Source organism: Brachybacterium sp. UNK5269 (assembly GCF_049266655.1).
Classification (GTDB): Bacteria; Actinomycetota; Actinomycetes; order Actinomycetales; family Dermabacteraceae; genus Brachybacterium.
Genome location: NZ_CP184883.1, coordinates 2,506,374 through 2,527,357, shown reverse-complemented (window position 1 = coordinate 2,527,357; position 20,984 = coordinate 2,506,374). Strand labels below are relative to the sequence as shown.

At 73.2% G+C, this 20,984-nt stretch carries 18 protein-coding genes and 3 tRNA genes; 20 read left to right on the top strand and 1 reads right to left on the bottom strand.

The annotated features are described in order from the left end of the window. Positions 1-2: 2 nt before the first annotated feature. From ACOJUI_RS11835 to ACOJUI_RS11765, 15 genes are all read left to right on the top strand, one after another. Entirely contained in the window at positions 3-977 is a 975-nt protein-coding gene (locus ACOJUI_RS11835; RefSeq protein ID WP_422115156.1) for an AAA family ATPase, read from the top strand. Beyond that, positions 974-2,392: a DUF58 domain-containing protein gene (locus tag ACOJUI_RS11830; RefSeq protein WP_422115155.1), complete on the top strand. Its 1,419-nt coding sequence runs from the start codon at positions 974-976 to the stop codon at positions 2,390-2,392. Before ACOJUI_RS11835 ends, ACOJUI_RS11830 begins: the two co-directional genes overlap by 4 nt. Then, positions 2,389-4,896 (top strand): transglutaminase-like domain-containing protein, encoded by a 2,508-nt coding sequence (locus ACOJUI_RS11825; protein WP_422115154.1) that lies wholly within the window; start codon positions 2,389-2,391, stop codon positions 4,894-4,896. The genes ACOJUI_RS11830 and ACOJUI_RS11825 overlap by 4 nt, the downstream gene beginning before the upstream one ends. Continuing rightward, positions 4,893-6,713 (top strand): RDD family protein, encoded by a 1,821-nt coding sequence (locus ACOJUI_RS11820; protein ID WP_422115153.1) that lies wholly within the window; start codon positions 4,893-4,895, stop codon positions 6,711-6,713. The genes ACOJUI_RS11825 and ACOJUI_RS11820 overlap by 4 nt, the downstream gene beginning before the upstream one ends. Then, the gene (locus ACOJUI_RS11815; RefSeq protein WP_422115152.1) at positions 6,710-7,582 is read left to right on the top strand and encodes a PP2C family protein-serine/threonine phosphatase; all 873 of its coding nucleotides are present in this window, start codon (positions 6,710-6,712) and stop codon (positions 7,580-7,582) included. Before ACOJUI_RS11820 ends, ACOJUI_RS11815 begins: the two co-directional genes overlap by 4 nt. Beyond that, on the top strand, positions 7,579-8,679 hold the full coding sequence (locus ACOJUI_RS11810) for a hypothetical protein (protein ID WP_422115151.1): 1,101 nt from the start codon (positions 7,579-7,581) through the stop codon (positions 8,677-8,679). Before ACOJUI_RS11815 ends, ACOJUI_RS11810 begins: the two co-directional genes overlap by 4 nt. A 125-nt stretch (positions 8,680-8,804) precedes the next feature. Further along, the gene (locus tag ACOJUI_RS11805; protein ID WP_422115150.1) at positions 8,805-9,803 is read left to right on the top strand and encodes an FHA domain-containing protein; all 999 of its coding nucleotides are present in this window, start codon (positions 8,805-8,807) and stop codon (positions 9,801-9,803) included. After that, on the top strand, positions 9,800-10,477 hold the full coding sequence (locus ACOJUI_RS11800) for a serine/threonine-protein kinase (RefSeq protein WP_422115149.1): 678 nt from the start codon (positions 9,800-9,802) through the stop codon (positions 10,475-10,477). The genes ACOJUI_RS11805 and ACOJUI_RS11800 overlap by 4 nt, the downstream gene beginning before the upstream one ends. Then, complete coding sequence (locus ACOJUI_RS11795) at positions 10,387-11,466, top strand: hypothetical protein (protein WP_422115148.1); 1,080 nt, start codon at positions 10,387-10,389, stop codon at positions 11,464-11,466. Before ACOJUI_RS11800 ends, ACOJUI_RS11795 begins: the two co-directional genes overlap by 91 nt. A 64-nt stretch (positions 11,467-11,530) precedes the next feature. Then, complete coding sequence (locus ACOJUI_RS11790; RefSeq protein WP_422115147.1) at positions 11,531-12,241, top strand: hypothetical protein; 711 nt, start codon at positions 11,531-11,533, stop codon at positions 12,239-12,241. A gap of 134 nt (positions 12,242-12,375) precedes the next feature. Continuing rightward, on the top strand, positions 12,376-16,842 hold the full coding sequence (locus ACOJUI_RS11785; protein ID WP_422115146.1) for an FtsK/SpoIIIE domain-containing protein: 4,467 nt from the start codon (positions 12,376-12,378) through the stop codon (positions 16,840-16,842). Positions 16,843-17,005: 163 nt separating this feature from the next. Further along, positions 17,006-17,275, top strand: coding sequence for a WXG100 family type VII secretion target (locus ACOJUI_RS11780; RefSeq protein ID WP_422115145.1), 270 nt, complete (start codon positions 17,006-17,008; stop codon positions 17,273-17,275). A 127-nt stretch (positions 17,276-17,402) separates the two neighbouring features. After that, positions 17,403-17,885 carry a hypothetical protein gene (locus ACOJUI_RS11775; RefSeq protein ID WP_422115144.1) on the top strand — a complete coding sequence of 161 codons (483 nt, stop codon included), beginning with the start codon at positions 17,403-17,405 and terminating at the stop codon, positions 17,883-17,885. A gap of 309 nt (positions 17,886-18,194) precedes the next feature. Beyond that, positions 18,195-18,455: a hypothetical protein gene (locus ACOJUI_RS11770; RefSeq protein ID WP_422115143.1), complete on the top strand. Its 261-nt coding sequence runs from the start codon at positions 18,195-18,197 to the stop codon at positions 18,453-18,455. 68 nt (positions 18,456-18,523) lie between these two features. After that, entirely contained in the window at positions 18,524-18,793 is a 270-nt protein-coding gene (locus ACOJUI_RS11765; RefSeq protein ID WP_422115142.1) for a hypothetical protein, read from the top strand. 136 nt (positions 18,794-18,929) lie between these two features. Here the strand turns inward: ACOJUI_RS11765 and ACOJUI_RS11760 are convergent, their stop codons facing one another. Next, positions 18,930-19,418: a YajQ family cyclic di-GMP-binding protein gene (locus ACOJUI_RS11760; protein ID WP_422115141.1), complete on the bottom strand. Its 489-nt coding sequence runs from the start codon at positions 19,416-19,418 to the stop codon at positions 18,930-18,932. A gap of 270 nt (positions 19,419-19,688) precedes the next feature. On the opposite strand from ACOJUI_RS11760, the gene ACOJUI_RS11755 reads away from it, so the two are divergent. The 5 genes from ACOJUI_RS11755 (at position 19,689) to ACOJUI_RS11735 (ending at position 20,940) form a co-directional block, all read left to right on the top strand. Continuing rightward, positions 19,689-19,770 (top strand) — tRNA-Tyr (locus ACOJUI_RS11755). An 85-nt stretch (positions 19,771-19,855) separates the two neighbouring features. Continuing rightward, a tRNA-Thr gene (locus tag ACOJUI_RS11750) sits at positions 19,856-19,928 on the top strand. A gap of 54 nt (positions 19,929-19,982) precedes the next feature. After that, a tRNA-Met gene (locus tag ACOJUI_RS11745) sits at positions 19,983-20,059 on the top strand. 135 nt (positions 20,060-20,194) lie between these two features. Continuing rightward, positions 20,195-20,326, top strand: a complete 132-nt coding sequence (gene rpmG / locus ACOJUI_RS11740; protein WP_422117662.1) for a 50S ribosomal protein L33 — start codon at positions 20,195-20,197, stop codon at positions 20,324-20,326. Between the two features lie 164 nt (positions 20,327-20,490). Then, positions 20,491-20,940, top strand: coding sequence for an FAS1-like dehydratase domain-containing protein (locus ACOJUI_RS11735; RefSeq protein ID WP_422115140.1), 450 nt, complete (start codon positions 20,491-20,493; stop codon positions 20,938-20,940). Positions 20,941-20,984 lie beyond the last annotated feature (44 nt).

Below are 20,984 nucleotides of genomic sequence, written 5' to 3'. Positions count from 1 at the left end.
CCGTGAGCATGACCCCCGAACAGGCCCGCTGGTTCGCCGAGACCTTCGACAAGCTCGTCCAGAGCGTCGGCCAGGCCGTCCTCGGCAAGAACGAGGTGGTCCGCCTGGTGCTGACCGCGATGATGGCTCCCGGCCATGTGCTGCTCGAGGACGCCCCGGGCACCGGCAAGACCTCGCTGGCCCGCTCGATCGCGGCCACCGTGCAGGGGGCGAGCACCCGCATCCAGTTCACCCCCGACCTGCTGCCCTCGGACGTCACCGGCGTGACGATCTACGACCAGAACACCAAGGCCTTCGAGTTCCACAAGGGACCGGTGTTCGCGAACATCGTGCTCGCCGACGAGATCAACCGCGCCTCCCCGAAGACCCAGTCGGCGCTGCTCGAGGTGATGGAGGAGGGACGGGTGACCGTCGACGGCGTCACCCACGAGGTCGGCGAACCGTTCCTGGTGATCGCCACCCAGAACCCGATCGAGCAGGCCGGCACGTACCGGCTGCCCGAGGCCCAGCTGGACCGCTTCCTGATGAAGACCTCCATCGGGTACCCCGATCACGCCTCGAGCGTGCAGATCCTGCAGGGCTCGGCCCTGCGCGACCGCAGCCAGCAGCTCTCCCCGCGCATCTCCCTCCAGGCCGTCTACGACATGACCGCACTGGCCTCCACCGTGCACGTGGACCCGGCGGTCCTCGAGTACGTCTCGCGCCTGATGGAGGAGACCCGGCTCGCCCCAGAGGTGCGCGTGGGCGTGTCCATCCGCGGCGCGCTGGCGCTGATGCGCGCGGTCAAGGTGTGGGCGGCGGTCAACGGTCGCCACTACGTCATCCCCGACGACGTCAAGCACCTCGTCGCCCCCGTCTGGCTGCACCGCTTCGTGCTCGACCCCGAGGCCGAGTTCGCCGGCACCACCGCCAAGAGCGTGATGACCAGGATCCTCAGCGAGGTGGCGCCGCCCCAGGCGCGGCAGCAGTCGGCATGAGCCCCGAGACCTCCCTGCCTGCCGACACGGCCGACGCGAGAGCCGCCAAGGCGCTGGCGAAGAAGCGCCGCGGCGCCGCCCGAGCCTCGGCCCGGGCGGCGTCCCGTCGGCAGCGCCTGGACGCCCGCGCCGCCGCCCGCGGCGCCACGACCGGCACCGCAGCGAGCAGCACCGAGGAGCCCGGGACGGCCGCCGGCACCGCGCGCACCGGTCCGGCCGCCCTGCGCGACCGCCTCGTCGAGCTCTGGCTGCGCCGCCTGCACCCGGTGCTCGACGTCATCTCCCCGATCGGCTGGGCGGTGCTCGCGGTGGCGGTGTTCTGCTGGAGCGTGGGCCTGAGCCTCCACATCACCGAGCTGAACGTGATCGCCCTCGCGCTGACCGTGCCGCTGGCGATCGCCGCGCTGTTCGTCCTGGGCAAGGCGTCCTACCGGGTCACGCTGGACCTGCAGACCCACCGCGTGGTGGTCGGCACCCGGGCCGTCGGCCGGATCGAGGTCGCCAACCCCACCCAGCGGATGATCCTGCCCTCGCGCATCGAACTGGCCGTCGGCTCCGCCACCGCCCAGTTCCTGGTGCCGCGGCTGCCGGCCGACGCCGCGCACGAGGAGCTGTTCGCCGTGCCCACCCGGCGCCGCGCCGTGCTGGTCGTCGGCCCGGTCCGCTCCGTGCGCGACGACCCGCTGTCGCTGATGCGCCGCCAGGTGACGTGGGCGAAGGAGCAGGAGCTGTTCGTGCACCCCCGCACGGTGCGGCTCGACGAGGCCGCCAGCGGCTTCCTGCGGGACCTCGAGGGCACCCCCTCCTCCGCGCTGTCCAGCTCCGACATCGCCTTCCACGCCCTGCGCGACTACGCCCCCGGCGACGACCGCCGCCACGTCCACTGGCGCACCACCGCCCGCACCGGCCGGCTGATGGTCCGCCAGTTCGAGGAGACCCGGCGCTCCCACGTGGTGGTGGCCCTGGACAACCTCGCCGAGCACTACGCCGACGACGACGAGTTCGAGCTCGCGGTCTCGGTGGCGGCCTCCATCTCGACCCAGACCGTCCGGGAGGAGAAGGAGCTGACGCCCTTCACCTTCGAGGCGCGGCAGAACGCCGCCAACTTCCGCCAGATGATGGACGACTACACGGTGGTCGGCCAGCTCAAGGAGCGGATCCCCTTCCATGAGCTCGGTCAGAAGGCCGCCGACCTCGCCCCGAACGCCTCCGCCGTGATGATGGTGGTCGGCTCCCACACCACCGCCAAGGAGCTGAACTCCGCCGCCAACCAGCTGCCGATCGGGGTGATCGCCGTGGCGATCCGCTGCGTGGCCGACGCGGCCGTGCAGCGCTCGGCGATCGGCCGACTCGACGTGGTCACGCTCGGGTCCCTCGACACCCTGGCCCGGGCGCTGCGGGCGGTGGGACGATGACCGCCACCGGCGCCGCGCGCCCCACCTCCTACTTCTCCACCGTCGGCAACGGCCGACGGACGGTGGACCTGCTCGTCCTCGGCTCCCTCTTCCTGCTCGCGATCCTCGGGTTCGACCGCGTCTACGGCGGGATCCAGTACCTGCTGACCGGGATCATGGCCCTGGTGCTGGGCATCCTGATCGCCCTGGTCGGCGCCCGCTGGCGCTGGGGGGCGCTGCGCACCAGCGCGCTGCTGCTGGGCGCGTACTTCCTGCTCGGCTCCATGGTCGCGGCCCCGACCCGGGCGCTCTTCGGCCTCATCCCCACCCCCGGCTCGCTGTGGGAGCTGCTGCGCGCCCCGGTGACCAGCTGGAAGTCCGTCCTCACGGTCGCGCCTCCGGTCGGCGCCGCGCAGGGCGTGCTGGCGGTGGTGTGGATCAGCGTGCTGCTGCTGAGCCTGCTGGCGGCGGCAACCGTGCTGCGCACCCGGCTGTACGTGCTGGCCTGGCTGTTCCCGCTGGCCCTGGTCCTGCTCACGGTCGTGGTCGGCACCGACCAGGCGCCCTGGCCGGTGGTGCGCGGCGTGCTCTACGCGATCGTCTCGATGGCCTGGCTGACCTGGCGCTTCGAGGGGGCCCGGCTGGCCGGTGCCCAGTCCACCATCATCTCCGACACGGTGCGGCCGGGCTCCTGGAAGAACCCGGTGCTGCGCCGACGGGTGATCGGCGGGGCCGTGATCATGGCGATCGCGGGCGGGGGAGCGCTCGGGGCCCAGTCGCTGCTGGATCCCCCGCCGGGCACGATCCGCTACGCCGTGCGCGACGAGATCTCCCCGCCCTTCGACCCGCGCCAGTACGTCTCCCCGCTGACCGAGTTCCGCGGCTACCTCAAGGACCAGCGTCAAGAGGAGCTGTTCCGGGTCTCCGGCGTCAGCAGCGGCGAGAAGATCCGGCTGGCGACCATGGACTGCTACGACCTGCAGGTCTACAACGTCGCCAGCAGCACCGACCAGGACGACCCCTCCGGGGCGTTCCTGCGCACCGCGCCCGGGGTCGACCTCCACGAGGGCAGCGCCCGGGAGCGGACCTCGTCCGTGACCGTCGGCGCGTACAGCGGGGTCTGGCTGCCCACCGTCGGCGCCCGCACCAACCGCATCGACATCGGCGGCATGCCCGCGGACCGCTCCGGCGCCACGGCGGAGAACCTGTTCCTGAACCAGCAGGCGCAGACCGCGGTGAACGCCCTGGGCGTGCGCTCGGGTGACACCTACGAGCTGCGCTACGAGCCCTATGCCGAGCCCACCGCCGAGCAGCAGCGCAGCGCGTCCTTCGCCGAGATCAGCCTGCCCGAGAACGCGCCGATGGAGCAGCTGGCGCCGATCGCCGAGGAATGGGCCGGCTCCTCGGACTCGGACTACGAGCGGTTCCAGAACCTCTCCCGCTCGATCAAGGCCGACGCCTACTACTCCCACGGGCTCGACGACGACACCGCCTCCCTCTCCGGGCACGGCGCGAGCCGCCTGCTCGCGATGCTCGAGGAGGTCAGCTTCGACGAGGAGCGTCCCGACGCCCAGCCGCTGGGCAGGATCGGCGACGAGGAGCAGTACGCCGCGCTCACCGCGGCGATGGCCCGGTCCATCGGCATCCCGGCCCGCGTGGTGATGGGCTTCGAGGTGCCCGAGGGCCAGGAGGGCACCGTCCCCATCACCGGGGACGACGTCACCGCCTGGGTCGAGGTGGCCTTCACCGACATCGGATGGGTGCGCTTCGATCCGGCCCCCGACGAGGACGAGGACCCGACCCAGCCGCAGCCCAAGGAGGTCGACAAGCCGCTCCCGCAGGTCGCCCAGCCGCCCCCGCCGCCCGCCGAGCCGCCCAGCCCGCCCCCGGGCGCGATGAGCGAGGACACCGAGAAGGACGACGAGGACCTCGAGGAGACCGCCTCCTGGGTGGTCCGTCTCGGACTCGGCCTGATCCCGGTCGTGCTGGCGCTGCTCGCCGGCCTGGGGATCGTGATCGCCAAGCGGGTGCGACGCGACCGCCGTCGCAGCCGGGGCCCACGGCCGGTGCGCATCGACGGCGGCTGGCAGGAGGTCCTCGACCTGCTCACCGATCTGGGCCGGCCGCCGGATGCGATGCTGACCCGGGCGGAGACCGCCGCCCGGCTCGAGGCCGAGCTCCCGGCCCTGGGCGCCGCGGTCCTCGCCGCCCGCGCGGACCGCGCCGTCTTCGGCCCCGACGACCTCCCGGAGAACGCGGTCCAGGAGTACTGGACGCAGGTCATGGCGGCGCGGCGTAGCATGACCGCTGCCATGCCGTGGCACCGGCGGCTGCGCGCCGCGATCTCCCTGCGCTCCTTCCGACGACGGGCGCAGGACCGCCGCGCCGAGAGCCGGCGCCGACGGGCCACGACCCGGGCCCGGGAGAAGGCGCTGCGGCGCGCGGAGCAGGCGGGCCGCCGTCGCTCCTGGCTGCGCAGCGGGTCCAGGGCGTCGTCGTCACCGAGGAAGGGTCGAACCAGATGAGCGGGACGCGGTACTGCAGCACCTGCGGCAGCCTGCTGAGCGAGGGGGCGGCGATCTGCGGGGAGTGCGGTGCGCGCTACCAGGCCTCCCCGTACGAGCGCCGGGCCACGGACGCCCCGGGCGCATGGTCGCAGGCGCCCACGCCGCGCCGGCGGGACCGCGGCGCTGCGGAGGAGGAGGCCGCTGAGGACGACGGCATCGAGATCATCTCCCGGGAATCGCTGCGGACGCCGCCCCCGGGGGCGACGGCACTACGGACCGCGCACCAGTACGATCAGCGGATGGTCACCCCGCCACCGATGCAGCAGTCCGGTCCCGGCTCCGCGCCGGGGATGATGAGCGGCCCCGGGTCCCCGGCCTCCGCCCTTGCCCCCCAGGCCCCCGCGGCGGGAGCCCCGATGGAGCAGCCGCTGGACGGCTGCACTCCCGCGGCACCGCTCAAGCGCTTCCTCGCCGCGGTGATCGACGCGGTGATCGGCACCCTGGTGACGGTGCCGCTGGCGATCGGCCTGGCCCTGGTGCTGACCGCGGAGACGGTCGGCCCGCTGCCGCTGATCCTGATCGGCGTGGGCACCGCGCTGCCCGTCGCGTACGTCCTGCTGATCATCTGGCTGGTCGGCGCCAAGGGCTTCTCCCTCGGCAAGCTCATCCTCGGCCTGCGGGTCGCGGACACGGCCAAGGGCGGCCGGCTCGGCTTCCTGCGCTCGCTGGGACGCTGGCTGATCTACGGACTGATCCCGCTGGTGATGGCGCTGTCGATCTTCATCGACCCGAAGAAGCGCCTGCGGGGCTTCCACGACCGCGCGATCGGCTCGGTGGTGGTGGACGTCAACGTCGGACGCAACCCCCTGGTCCCGCGCACCGATGACTTCGAGCGCGCCGATCCCGAGCACTACCTCGGCCGGTCCTCCGTCGCGGTGTCCGCCCACGAGAACCTGCTCGCCGAGCCCGGGGCGGCCTGGAGGAGCGAGCCCGCTTCGGCGCAGCCGCCCACCTCCGGTGCCTGGGGCGGCGATCAGCAGAGCGCCGCCGGCGCCTACGCGCCGCCGGTCGCCCCGGCGCACGACGCGGCCCCGGCGGAGGCGGCCGATCCCTGGGCGCCGCCCGCCGTGGACCCGGTGCCGGCGCCGCAGCCCGCCTGGGGGCAGAGCCCCTCGCAGCCCGCGAGGGACCAGAGCGTCCCGCAGCCGGGATGGGACCGGCCCGCCGCGCACACGCAGCCCTGGGACCAGCCCGCTCCGTCGCAGCCGCTCTCCTTCGACCAGCCCGTCGCGCCGCCGCAGTCCTGGGACCAGCCCGCCCCGCACCAGCCCGCGCGCCCGGAGCCGGCCCCCCGCAGCGTCCCCGAGCCGTCCGGTGCACCGAGCGACCTCACCGAGGACGCGTGGCCGGACTCCGCCGGCATCGACGAGCAGACCCGGATGTCGCTGCCGGAGGACCCTGCGGCCGATCTCGAGCAGACCCGCATCTCCCCGCTCCGGCTGCCGGCGGTCAGGACGCTGCGCCTGGTCACCGACGACGGCGCCGAGCGCGTCGTGGAGCGGGCGGTCGTCGTCGGACGCAACCCCGCGGCCCCCGGCGACGAGCTGGTGTTCGTGCTGAAGGACGAGACCCGGTCGGTCTCCAAGACCCATCTGCTCATCGACGGCACCGGCGACGAGGTGCTCGTCACCGATCTGGGCTCGACCAACGGCTCGACGATCCTGCACCAGGACGGCTCCCGGGACCACCTGGTGCCGAGCACCCCGACCGTCCTCCCCTCCGGGGCACAGGTGACGCTCGGGGATCGGACGCTGACCGTGGAGCGGGAGCAGTGATCGACCGCTCCCTGTCGGATCCCGACCTGCCCGGCACGATCCGCGTCGTCTCCGCCTCGGCCACCCACGTGGGGCACGTGCGCGCCACCAACGAGGACAGCCTCCTCGAGGCCTCCCCGGTGTACCTGGTCGCCGACGGCATGGGCGGCCACAACGCCGGGGAGGTCGCCAGCGCCATCGCGGTCGAGGAGTTCGAGAAGCTCACCATCCAGGAGAACGTCACCGTCGAACAGCTGGGGGAGGCGCTGCGCTCCGCGGCGCGGCGGATCGGGGAGCTCGTCGGCGAGTCGACCGCAGGTGCCGGCACCACCGTCGCGGTGGTCGCGACCATGGTGCTCGACGGCGTCGGCTACTGGGTGGTGCTGAACCTGGGCGACTCCCGCGTCTACCGACTCTCCGGGGAGATCTTCGAGCAGGTCAGCGTCGATCATTCGGTGGTCCAGGAGCTGATGGATGCCGGTGAGCTGACCCCCGAGCAGGCCCGGGTCCACCCCTACCGCCACATGGTCACCCGGGCGCTCGGCGCCGGCCCCGAGTCCGATCCCGACTACTGGCTGATCCCCGCCGAGGCCGGCGACCGGATGCTGGTCTGCTCCGACGGACTGACCGGCGAGGTCACCGACGCCGCCATCGAGCGGGTCCTGCGCAGCCCTGCGGACGTCCGCACCATCAGCGCGGACCTGGTGGGTCTGGCCCTGGACGGCGGCGGCCACGACAACGTCAGCGTGGTGGTGGTCGAGGCGGTGGAGGTGGTGGGCCGGTCGCTCGCGACGGAGAACACCGCAGGCTCCGGCCGCGCCGCGCAGGACCCCTTCGAGATCGACGAGGACACCCTGCCGCGACCGATCGCCGGGGGCGGGCCGCGGTGAACGAGGCGACGGACGCCGGGAGCGGGCCCCTGCTCGGCCTGGGCACCTGGACCCGGCAGGGACCGGCCACGCTGGTGCTGCGGGAGGGCGCCTGGGTGGTGCTGGTGCCCGGCCTGCGCAAGCACGTCACCGAGGCGGCCTGGGAGGTGCTGGGCCGGCGCCCGGCCCCCGAGGAGTTCCTGGACCAGCTGGTCGAGGCAGGGGAGCTGGCCGGCGCCGACGCCCTGACCGCGCTCCTGTTCGCCTTCTACGACGGCACCACCGCGACCTTCGGGGTCAAGGGCACCACACCCCTCGCCGTCTACACCGCGCAGGGCGCCCAGCGGATCGCCGGCACCGAGGAGGAGCCCTTCGTCCTGCGCACCGTCGAGGGGGTCCGACGCACCGCCTTCGGCGACCTCCCCGCGGAGGATCCGATCGGCGCCCCGCGGGTGGCGGCCGGCATCGTCCCGGTGCGCGGCTTCGTGCACACCACCGTCGACCCCGCCACGCTCGCGGCGGCGGAGCGGGCCGCGCTCGCCGCACAGGTCGAGAAGGACGGGCGCTCCATCGAGGACCCCGCGGCGGCGACGCGGCGCACCGAACGGCCCGCCCCCGGCCGGCGCCCGCCCCGAGCGCCGCACCGCGGCGGAAGCCGTCGCTGGTCACCCGCGCCTCCGGCGAGATGCCGCCGTCCCTGGCGCGGGGAGCAGCGCCCGCCGGCCCCGCCGCCCCCGCCCCGGCCGGGCCGAACCTCTTCGAGGGCCTTTTCTCCGGTGCGGCCCCGACACCGCCCGCACCGGCCGCCCCGGAGCGGACCGCCGCGCCGGGCCCCGTGCCCCCGGCTGCGGCGCCGCCGGCTGTCGTCCCCCCGGCCGCTGCTCCGTCGCCGGCGACCCCTCCCACCACCACCGCGGCGCCCCCGGCGCCGGCTGCTCCCGCGGGGACGCCGTCCGCCGGGAAGCGCCGACTGGTCAGCACCTCGCTGTTCGACCGGCCGCGCCGCCCCGGGGCAGGGCAGCAGCCGGCGACCGACCCGGTCGCGTCGCCGACCGTCGCGCCGCCGGCCACCCCCGCGGACCCGCGCGACGACGGGTTCTCCTCGCCGCCCACCCTGATCGCCCCGATCGACGACGAGCTCGCCTCGCCGCCCACCCTGATCACGCCGATCGACGACGGTCCGGCGGAGTCCGCCGCACCGCGCCGGGAGGCGCCGCCCGCGCCTGCCGCCGCAGCGACCCCGGTGCTCGGCGACCTCGAGAGCACCGGCGCCTACGACGACCTGTTCGGCAAGACCGTCTTCCGCCGCATCGAGGACGCGGCCGTGCGCCCGCCGGAGGACGCCGAGGGCGAGGAGCACCCGGCGGCGGACCCGGCTCCGGCGGCGCCGGCCTCCGCGCCCGACCCCCGGGCGGCCGCCGGGCCCGAGCCGGCCGAACCCGAACCGGCCGCCGCACCCGGCCGCGACGACTTCATCGACTGGGTGCCCGGCGTCGGCCGCGCCGCCCCGGAGATCGCCCGGACCGCCGCGCGCCGCGCCGAGTCCGTCAGCCCTCCCGCGCCTGCCTACCCGCAGGTCCATCAGCCCGGGCAGGCCGGCCCGCAGCCCGGCCCGGGGTCGACGGGGCGCGCCGGTCGCCTGCCTGCCCCGGCGCCGCAGCACGACCGCGCCCCCGTCCCCGACCGCCAGGCGAGCGCCCCGCACCCGGTCGCCCCGGCGGGCCCACCGTCCGCGCCCCGGCCGGACCCGGCCGGCGGCCGGCCCCGCCCGGTGGTCGGCGGAGCGATCACGCTGCCCGGCGTGGTGTGCCCGAACGGTCACGCGAACCCGCCGGAGCGGCAGGCCTGCCGCAGCTGCCGGGCCCCTCTGCAGGGGGAGACCCGCACCGTGGCCCGGCCCCCGCTGGGCGCCGTCGAGGTCTCCAGCGGTCAGCGCTTCGTGCTGGACCGCTCGGCGGTCATCGGCCGTCGGCCCCGCGCCTCGCGGGTGAGCGGCCAGGACGTGCCGCAGCTGATCACGGTGCCGAGCCCGCAGCAGGACATCTCGCGCTCGCATCTCGAGCTGCGGCTCGAGGGCTGGCACGTGGTCGCCATCGATCTCGGCGCCACCAACGGCACCACCCTGCACCGGGTGGGGTACGAACCGGTCCGACTGCGACCGCGCGAAGGGATGGTCCTGCACGATGGGGACCACCTGGATCTGGGGGATGACGTGCACCTGACGTTCAGGGAGAGGGTATGAGCCCGCGACCGCCCTCCCCGCCGCCGCGGCTGCCCGGGTACGAGTACGAGCAGCTGCTGGGCTCCGGCGGCTTCGCCGACGTGTTCCTGTACCGCCAGTTCCGCCCGCAGCGGCGGGTGGCGATCAAGGTGCTGCTGTCGACCGTGCTCGACGACTCCGTGCGTCGGCAGTTCGACGCCGAGGCCAACGTGATGGCGCAGATGTCGAGCCACCCCTCGATCGTGACCATCCACCAGGCCGAGGTCTCCGACGACCACCGGCCGTACCTGGTCATGGAGTACTGCTCCAAGCCGAACTACGGGGTGCGCTTCCGGCGGGAGCGGATCACCGTGGCGGAGGCGCTGCGGGTCGGGGTGCAGATCGCCGGCGCCGTGGAGACGGCGCACCGCGTCGGCATCCTGCACCGCGACATCAAGCCCGCGAACGTGCTGGTCACCGACTACAACCGGCCGGCGCTGACGGACTTCGGCATCTCCATCGCCACCGGGCAGGGGCATGACGTCGAGGACTCCCAGGGCATGTCGATCCCGTGGTCGCCCCCGGAGTTCTTCGCCGACCCCCGCGCGCCGATGTGCGCAGCGACGTGTTCTCCCTGGCCGCGACCGTGTACTCGCTGCTCGCCGGGCAGACCCCCTTCGAACGGCGCGGACAGCGCAACACGGCCTCCGACCTGATCCACCGGATCACCTCCGAGCCGCTGCCCCCGCTGAACCGCCCCGATGTGCCGCCCGAGCTGAACCGGGTGCTGTCGATCGCGATGGCCAAGGACCCCGCCGGCCGCTACGACACCGCTCTCGCCTTCGGCCGCGGACTGCAGCAGGTCGAGCTCTCGCTCTCGCTGCCGGTCACCCAGATGGACGTGCTCGACGACCGGGTCGCCCCCACGGCCCACAGCGCCGAGGACGACGAGCTGGACATGCACACCCGGATCCGGAAGGTCGCGACCGTCGACCCCGATGCGGGCGCGACCACCGGCCCGGGGACCAGGCGGCGGCTCGACCCCTATGCCGGCGTCGCGCCGGCGGTCGGCGCTCCGGCGGCACCGGGCCCCACCTCGCCGACGCCGGCGGGCTTCGCCTCCCCGGCAGCGGCGGCGTCCGACGCGCTGGTGGAGTCCACCGTGCTGCGCCCGGCCGGGGCCCCGCTGACGTCCGCCTCGGCCCCCTCGCCGCTGCCCGCGCCGGGCTCCGCGGCGGCGGGCACCGCACCGTCGAAGACCCCGGTCTGGCCCTTCGTGACCCTGGCCGCGATCCTGGTCATCGTGCTCGGCGTCGGAGCCACCCTCGCGGTGCGCCACTTCGTGGTCCCCGAACCGGCGCCGATCGCGACCTCGGAGATCAACCTGGTCACCGACGCGAAGCAGGCCCCCGGTCCGCCGACGGACCTCACCCTGCAGGTGATCGCCGCGGAGGAGGGAGGGGGCAGGACCGGCCGGGTCCAGGTCTCCTGGGAACCGCCGGCCGACGCCACCGACGAGGACTACTTCATCGTCACCTGGAAGGACCTCCCGGGCAACTATGAGCGCTACGCCGCCCAGCACGAGGTCCACGGCCGCAACTCGCACGTCCTGGAGATCCCGCCGAAGCTGCCCGAGCGCTGCGTCGAGGTCAAGACCGTCACGCCCGACGGTCTGGCGAGCGCGTCGGAGGAGAAATGCCTCTAGAGCAGCCGACGGGTACGGTTTCCGCAGTGACGGATGGTCCACGACGACGAGGGGACGACTGAGGATGGCGTCGACGATTTCGGTCGAGTTCTGCGGGGAGTGGTTCCGCGTCGGGGAGGGGCAGGAACTCACCATCGGCCGCGAGGCCGACCTCACCATCGATGAGGACAACCCCTTCCTGCACCGCCGGTTCCTGACCATCGTGCAGGTCGATGCGATGTGGTGGCTGGTGAACATCGGCTCCCGGCTCTCGGCCACGATCACCGACGGCACCGGTTCGCTGCAGGCCTGGCTCGCGCCGGGCGCCCGCATCCCGCTGGTCTTCGACATCACTCGGGTGGTCTTCACCGCCGGACCGACCACCTACGATCTGTCCGTCCACGCGGACTCGCCGGAGTTCGCGCGGATCGCGGGACCGGACGACCCGGTGGGGGAGACCACGGTGGGCTCCGTGCAGCTGACCGCCAGCCAGAAGCTGCTGATCCTCGCCCTCGCCGAGCCGATGCTGAGCCGCGAGGGCTCCGGGATGAGCTCGGTGCCGACCTCGGCCCAGGCCTCCACACGGCTGGGCTGGCCGCTGACGAAGTTCAACCGCAAGCTCGACAACGTCTGCGACAAGCTCGACCGGCTCGGGGTGCGCGGACTGCGCGGCGGCCCCGGGAAGCTCGCGAGCAACCGTCGCGCCCGACTGGTCGAGCATGCGGTCTTCTCCCGCCTGGTGACCACCGAGGACCTGCCGCTGCTGGACCAGGTGCACGACGCGGACGAGGACTGAGGCGACCGCCGGCCCCGCAGGGCCGGTGACGGCGCGCGCAGGCACGGCACGCGCTCGAGCACGGACAGGACGGTGCGCCCCGCCCGGGGCGCACCGGAGGGCGGGCGAGGGGCCCGCCAGGGGGAGGAACCGCGATGCGCATCAAGCTGACTCTGCGCCGGCCCGAGGATCGGCTGACGGATCTCGAGGTGACGGCCGACGCGACCGCGACGGTCGCCGACGTCGCCACTGCGCTCTACGTCGCCGACCCGCTGCGCGGTGAGGTCGAGGCGCCGGAGGGTCTGACCCTGCAGGTGCAGGACCCCGGTGCCGGTCCCGGTGCGAACGGGGTCCGCTCCCTGGACCGCGGGATCGACCTGATCCAGGCGGGTCTGCGCTCGGGCAGCGTGGTCTCCATCGCCCGCTCCTCGACCGAGTACGCCACCCGCTCCGAGTCGCGCGGCGCCGCCGTCGCGCTGCTGCGGGTGCTCTCCGGTCCCGAGGCCGGCCGGGAGTTCCCCCTGCCCAGCGGCTCGAGCGTGATCGGCCGTGAGGGGGACCTCGACATCCGCATCGCCGACCCGATGCTCTCCAAGCGCCATGCCCGGATCAACGTCGGCGACTCGATCGAGATCGTGGACCTGCACTCCTCCAACGGGGTGGTGATCGGGGGCGAGCAGGTCCAGCGCGCCGTCGTCGGCCCCGCCGACACCGTGCTCATCGGGCAGACCACCTTCTCGGTGATCACGCTGCACCGGCTGGGGGGCACCGCACCGAGCTCGCCGGTGGTGGAGTTCAACCGCTCCCCGCGGGTGGTGCCGCGGTTCCCGTACCGGCCGCTGAAGGCGCCGACGCCGCCGAAGGAGCCCAGCCCGCAGTTCTTCCCGGTCTTCATGATGTTCGCCCCGCTGCTCATGGGCGGCTTCATGTTCGCGCTGACCGGCAGCCCCTTCGCGCTGATCTTCGTGTTCATGATGCCGATGATGGCGACGGCGGGATACCTCAACCGCAAGTACCAGCAGAAGAAGATCCTCGAACGGCAGATCGCGAACTTCGAGGAGGGCCTGGCCTCCCTGAAGCGCCGGGTCACCGCGGCGCAGGACCTCGAACGCGCGGTGCGCCTGGTGGAGGCCCCCTCGGCGGCCGACACCGTCGATGCGGCGTTCCGCCTCGGCCGCCTGCTGTGGACGCACCGGCCCGAGCACAGCGCCTTCGGCAGCGTCCGGCTGGGCCTGGGCATCGCCGAATCGCGGGTGGGCATCGAGATGCCGGCGGAGAACGACGCGATCCCGCTGTACTACGACATGCTCGACGACTTGCACGAGGAGTACCGGATGATCGCCGGCGTGCCGGTGGTCGCCGAGCTCCGCCAGGCCGGGAGCCTGGGCATCGCCGGCGGCGGGGACGAGGCCGACGGGGTCGCCCGCGGCATCGTCACCCAGCTCTTCGCCCTCCACTCCCCGGCGGAGGTCGCGATCGCCGCGATCACCTCGCGCTCGACCCGCGAGCGCTGGGAGTGGCTGAAGTGGCTGCCGCACACCTCCAGCCCGCACTCCCCGCTGCCCGGCGACCATCTCGCCGACACCCCCGGGCGGGGGACCTCCCTGCTGTCGCGGATCGAGGAGCTCATCGAGCAGCGGGCGGGCGAGGCCCCGCCCCGGCTGCGCACCCCGGTGACCGCCGACATCACCGAGGAGCCCCCGCTGCCCCCGGAGCCGGTGACCCCGAACCTGGTGGTCGTCATCGAGGACGACGCCCCCGTGGACCGGGCCCGCCTGGTGCGCATCGCCGAGCGCGGCCCGGACGTCGGCGTCCATGTGATCTGGTGCGCCCCCAACGTGGCGGCGCTGCCCGCCGCCTGCCGCACCTACGTCTCCGTCGAGGAGTCGGTGGAGGGGGCGAGCGCCGGGCAGGTGCGGCTGGGGGAGCGGTTCTACCCGGTCACCGTGGAGACCGTGGCCGTCGAGGTGGCCGCCGGAGTGGCCCGTCACCTCGCCCCGGTGGTCGACGCCGGCGTCCCGATCGACGACGACTCGGACCTCCCGCGCGCCATCTCGTACCTCAAGCTCGGCGGCATGGCGATGGCCGAGGACCCCGACTACATCATCGAGCGGTGGAAGGAGAACAGCTCCCTGACCCCGCGCGACGGCTCGGCGCCGCGGCGCCGCAAGCACGACGCGAACCTGCGCGGCCTTATCGGCCACAACGGACAGGACGCCTTCCACCTCGACCTGCGCGCCAACGGCCCCCACGCCCTGGTGGGAGGCACCACCGGCGCCGGCAAGTCCGAGTTCCTGCAGGCCTGGGTGATGGGCATGGCCACCGCCCACAGCCCCGACCGGGTGACGTTCCTGTTCGTGGACTACAAGGGCGGTGCGGCCTTCGCCGACGCCACCGAGCTCCCGCACACCGTCGGCATGGTCACCGACCTCTCCCAGCACCTGGTGCGCCGGGCGCTGACCTCGCTGCGCGCCGAGCTGCACCACCGCGAGCACCTGCTGAACCGGAAGAAGGCGAAGGACCTCGTCTCCCTCGAGCGCACCGGCGACCCCGAGACGCCGCCCAGCCTGATCATCATCGTCGACGAGTTCGCGGCACTGGCCAAGGAGATCCCGGAGTTCGTGGACGGCGTCGTGGACGTCGCCGCCCGCGGCCGCTCCCTGGGCCTGCACCTGATCCTGGCCACCCAGCGACCGGCCGGCGTGATCAAGGACAACCTGCGCGCCAACACCAACCTGCGCATCGCGCTTCGCATGGCCGACGAGGCCGACTCCAAGGACATCCTCGGCGACAAGATGGCCGCGCACTTCGACCCGGGCATCCCGGGCCGCGCCGCGGCGAAGACCGGCCCCGGCCGCATCGCCACCTTCCAGACCGGCTACGCCGGCGGCTGGACCACCCACGAGCCCGAACGGGCGCGGATCGACATCGTCGAGAAGGCCTTCGGCACCGGCGAGGCGTGGGACATCCCCTCGCCGCCGACCCGGGAGGTCACGGACCCCGGCCCCACCGACATCTCGCGCGTCGTCGCCACGGTGCGGGCGGCGGCCGAGCGGGCCGGCGTGCCGGCGCCCCGCAAGCCGTGGCTGTCCGAGCTGGCCGACGCCTATGACCTCTCCCGACTGCCCAGCCGGCGCACCGACGAGGAGCTGCTGCTGGGCGTGATGGACGTCCCCGAGGACCAGGCCCAGCCCACCCTGTCCTACTACCCGGACCGCGACGGGAACATGGCCGTCTACGGCACCGGCGGCTCCGGCAAGTCCACCACCCTGCGCACGATCGCGATCTCGGCCGCCTCGACCGTGCGCGGCGGTCCCGTCCACGTCTACGGCCTCGACTTCGGCGCCTCGGGCCTGTCGATGCTCGAGGAGCTGCCCCATGTGGGCTCCATCATCCCCGGCGACGACGAGGAGCGCGTGATCCGGCTGCTGCGGACCCTGCGCGCGCTGATCGACGAGCGGGCCCGGGACTTCGCGGCGCGCCGCGCCGGCTCGGTGGCCGAGTACCGCCGGCTCGCCGACGCCCCCGACACCCCGCGCATCCTGCTGCTGGTCGACGGGATGGCCGCCTTCCGCGAGGCCTACGACTACTCGAACCTCACCAAGTGGTTCACCGCCTTCGTGCAGATCGCGACCGACGGCCGCCAGGTGGGCGTCCACGTGGTCGTCACCGGCGACCGCCCCAACGCGATCCCGACCTCGCTCGGCTCCTCCATCCAGCGCCGACTCGTCCACCGCATGGCCAGCGCCGACGACTACGCCGGCTTCGGCGAGCCGAAGGACGTGCTGGAGACGAACTCGCCCCCCGGGCGGGCGATCGTGGACGGCCACGAGGTCCAGGTCGCCGTGCACGGCGGCGACTCCAACGTCGCCCTCCAGTCCCGTGAGGTCACCAAGCTCGCCGAGGCGATGCGCCGCGCCGGCGTGCCGGAGGCCCCCGCGATCGAGCGCCTGCCCGAACGGATCGAGTTCTCCTCGCTGCGGCCGACGGTCGGCGGGCTGCCGGTGCTGGGCGTGGCCGACGAGACCCTCGCCGAGATCACCTACGAGCCGCGCGGCGCCTTCATGGTCACCGGGCCGATGGGCTCCGGACGCACCACGGCGATGCTCACCATCGCCACCGGCCTGGCCGCGATGGACGCTCCGCTGCGCCTGGTCCGCTTCTCCGCGCGCCGCACCCCGCTGACCGGTCTGCCGATCTGGGACGTCGAGGCCTCCGATCCGGAGACCGTCAAGGACCTCGCCGCCCAGCTGCGCGGGACCATCGAGTCCGGCGCCGTCGGCGAGGGCCGGCTGGCCCTGTTCATCGACGGCGTCGCCGACTTCACCGGCACCGGGGTCGAGAACGACCTGGACAAGCTGATCCGGGCCTGCACCCGGGAGGGCCAGTTCGTGGTCGGCGAGAACGAGTCCGCCTCGTGGTCGCAGGCGTACGTGCTCGCCCAGCCCTTCAAGGCCGGCCGCCGCGGGCTGCTGCTGCAGCCCAGCGACATGGACGGCGACACCCTGCTCGGCACCGGGCTGGGGAGGATCCGTCGCGCGGACTTCCCGGCCGGCCGCGGCTTCCTCGTCCACAGCGGCCGGGCGATGAAACTGCAGGTCGCTCAGATCACGACCGGCTGAGCGGGGCCCGCGGCGGCAGGGGAGGAGCGGTCGTCCCCATGGGGACTCCTCCCCATGGTCCGCGTCCGCGCCGCGCCCTAGAGTGAGCTCGTCGACTTTCGGCAGCAGGCCGGTGCACCGGATGGGGCGCGGGCACCAGAGCACAGGAAGGGGGATCCTCACCGTGAACGCCACGAAGGGGATGAACGTCGAAGAGGTCCGGCGGATGGCGACGCAGCTGCGCGAGGCGGCGGAGGAGATCACGCAGATCGAGCAGGAGCTGACCTCGGGTCTCGAGGGGGTGGACTGGACCGGTCCGGATGCGGATCGCTTCCGGGGCCAGTGGTCGGGCGAGATGGTCCCGGCGCTGCAGCAGATCATGAACGCCGTCACCGAGCTGGGCGACACCGCGGAGCGCAACATCGCCGAGCAGGAGTCCACCTCCTCCAGCTGAGACCCTCGGCCGAGGGCGGCGGAGCGGCTCCCACGACCGGCAGGAGGCCCGAGCGGGAGCCCGCTCGGGCCGTCGTGGGCCCTGATATCTTGAGCGCCGTCGTCGGTGGGAGGAGCGGAGCGTTGCCATGGCCAGGAGCATCGAGTTCCCGAGCGCGGACTTCCCCGGCCCACCGCGGATCACCCTGGAGGTGCCCGACGGTTGGGAGACGCTGACCGTCCCGGGCGTCCAGGTCGCCGTCGCGCAGCCCCGGGTGGAGGGGCAGTTCCGGGCGAACGTGGTGGTCACCGTGCAGCGCGTCGGCCCCGAGTTCAGCCTCGCGGAGGCCCGGGCGGGACTCGAGCAGCGCAAGGCGGCGCTGCCGGAGCTCGAGGAGCTCGGCACGGGGGAGCTCGAGAGGCAGGGCACCACCTGGATCGCCAGCGAGTACGGGTACACGCAGCCCGGCCGCCCCACCGTCGTGCAGGCCGCCCGCTATGCCGTCCTCGACCGCGGCGGGATCGCGAAGGACGTGCTGGAGATCGTCGGCAGCTGCGGCGCCGAGCGCGCCGACGAGGAGATCGAGATCGTTCGCGGCATCCAGGACTCGGTGCGCCTGGACCTCGGCTGACTCGCGCGCAGGGACCGCCCCGCTCCCGTCGCGGGCAGGGCCGGCGCCGCTCGGCGCCCAGCGCGGGCCGCGGCTGCGGACGCCCGCTTGTCCACACCGCTAGAAATCCCGAGGGGGCGCCCTGACCTGGTGCGATGCTGCTCAGACGGAATGGGGAGGAGCATGGGGAGTTGTCCCCATCGCCAAGGGTGAGGCGGCACTCTAGGGTTGGGACATCACCTGGGGGACAGGGATCGGGGAAGCGGTGAGATGCCGTGGAGGTCGGGTCCGGTGGGTGGGGCCAGTTTTCACAACCAGATGGAGGACACCATGAAGAAGGGCATGACCCCGGAGGCCGTCGAGCGGATGGCCCAGCAGATCAGCGAGGCCGGCGAGACGACCCAGCAGATCTACCAGCAGATCTCCTCCCGCGTGGCGGAGTTCGACTGGACCGGCGAGGACCGCGACCGCTACGTGAGCGAGTTCGAGGGGACCGTGGGCGCGCTGGTCCAGCAGGTCGTCCAGCAGGCCGGCCAGTTCTCCGAGCGCGCGAGCCGCAACGCTGCGGAGCAGCGCGAGGCCTCCGCCTGAGTCTCGGGCGCTTCTCTTCTTCACTTTCTTCAGCATCGAGCTCCGGGACGGGGCGAAAGGGGTAGGTCATGGCTTTCAAGGGTATGAATCCGGACGAGGGTCGCGAGGTCGCGCAGGGCATCAACGAGGCCGGTCAGCAGGTCCTCGAGGCGATCGATGCGGCGACCACCGTGGTGAACTCGGTCGAGTGGGTCGGCCCGGACTACGACGCGTACCGCGACGAGTGGAACCAGTTCGTCAGCGGCACGGTGGACCAGCTGGTGCAGGCTCTGCAGAACAAGCACACCGAGCTGAACCAGCACGCCGAGCAGCAGGACGCCACCTCGAACCAGGCCTGAGCCTCTCGACCTGGTCCGACGCCGGAAGGCCCCGTCCCCCTCTGCGGTGGGGGACGGGGCCTTCCGGCGTCCGCGGCGGTGAGCGCCGGGGCAGTGACGAGGGGCGGCGGCCGGGACCCGGCCGCCGCCGCGAGCGTCAGCGGTAGTTCACGAACTGGAGGGCGACCTCGAGGTCCTTGCCCTTCAGCAGCGCGATGACCGCCTGCAGGTCGTCACGGCTCTTGGACGAGACCCGCAGCTCGTCGCCCTGGATCTGCGCCTTGGCGCCCTTGGGGCCCTCGTCGCGGATGAGCTTGGAGATCTTCTTGGCGTCCTCGGTGCTGATGCCCTCCTTGAGGGACGCCACCAGGCGCACCTCCTTGCCGGACTGCTTCGGCTCCCCGATGTCCAGCGCCTTGAGCGAGATCCCGCGACGCAGCAGCTTGGTCTGCAGCACGTCGAGCACGGCGAGCAACCGCTCCTCCGCGTTGGCGGTCATGACGATGTCGTCCCCGCTGAGCGTGATCGAGGCACCGGTGTTGCGGAAGTCGTAGCGCTGCCCGACCTCCTTGACGGCCTGATTGACGGCGTTGTCGACCTCCTGCCGGTCGAGCTTGCTGACGATGTCGAACGATGAATCTGCCACGGCGGATCCTTCCTCTGTGCGGCCGGGATGCGGCCTCGGGGTCGAGCCACCCTCTCATTGTCCCCGAGGCGCCGCACCGCGCAGCTGCGCGGCCGGTTACCGGGCAGGCACCGGCGACCCGTGGGGTGGGCGCCGCAGGGCCTGTGAGGTTCTTCATGCGCCCCGAGCGGCCTGCGGGTTCGCGCCCCGGGCGAAGCCTCGGTATGCTGTTCCAGGTCCGCTCCCGGCGGCCACCCGATCTCGGTCGGGCGGGCAGCGGGAGCAGTCCGGGGCAGGTTACCCGAGCGGCCAAAGGGAGCTGACTGTAAATCAGCTGGCATTGCCTACGTGGGTTCGAATCCCTCACCTGCCACTGCGGAGGGTCCATGTGATCCGAAGCACCGGAAGCCCCCACCGAATTGCCTCACGGCGACGAGGCGGGTAAGGTTCACCGGGTTGCCCTGATAGCTCAGTCGGCAGAGCGTCTCCATGGTAAGGAGAAGGTCAAGGGTTCGATTCCCTTTCAGGGCTCTGATGGATGCGGCGGCCCGGTCTCATTCGAGATCGGGCCGCCGCGTCGGTCACGCCGGGGTAGCTCAGACGGTTAGAGCGCACGACTCATAATCGTGAGGTCGCGGGTTCGATCCCCGCCCTCGGTACCACGCCGGTCAGCACCGGAGTGCAAGATCCACCTCCCCGGGCACGGGGACCCACGAGGTGCGCCGTCAAGCGCATCACCCGGACGAAAGAGGCGAACCGTGGCGAGCAAGAGCTCTGACGTGCGTCCCAAGATCACCATGGCATGTGTTGACTGCAAGGCGCGCAACTACATCACCAAGAAGAACCGTCGCAACACCCCGGATCGGCTCGAGCTCTCGAAGTTCTGCCCGACCTGCGGCAAGCAGACGCCCCACCGCGAGACCCGCTGAGCGGTCCGCACGCACCTGCCTGAAGGCCACCCGGATCATCCGGGTGGCCTTCAGTGCGTTCCGGGACGCTCCGGCGGGGGACGGCCTCCCGCCCCCGGGGACCTGAGATGATCGAGCCGTCCGCATCCGCCGCCCTCCGGGGCGGCCCGACCTCGGGAGGCAGCATGCCCACCACCCCCGACCCCGCCTTCGCCGGCCGCACCTACCTGCCCGGCCCCGTGCACACCGTCTCGGCCGCGAAGATCGCCGAGTTCGCCCGCGCCACCGGTGCGGCCTCGCCGCTGCACACCGATCCCGAGGCGGCCCGCCGCGCCGGCCACGCCGGCCCGATCGCACCCCCCACCTTCCTGGTCTCCCTCGCGCAGGCCACCGAGGCCCAGTACATCGAGGACCCGGCCTCCGGCATCGACTTCCGCAGGGTGGTCCACGGGGAGGAGTCCTTCACCCTGCACCGGCCCGTGGTCGCCGGGGACCGACTGATCCCCACCCTGACCGTCGAGTCCGTCCGCGCCGCCGGCGGCCACGCCATGGTCACCACCCGCGTCGACCTGAGCGACGAGGACGGCGCCGAGGTCGCCGCCGTGCGCAGCATGCTCGTCGTCCGCGGCGACTGAGCGCCCCGGCCGACCGCCCCGCCCACCGCCACGGACCCGAGGAG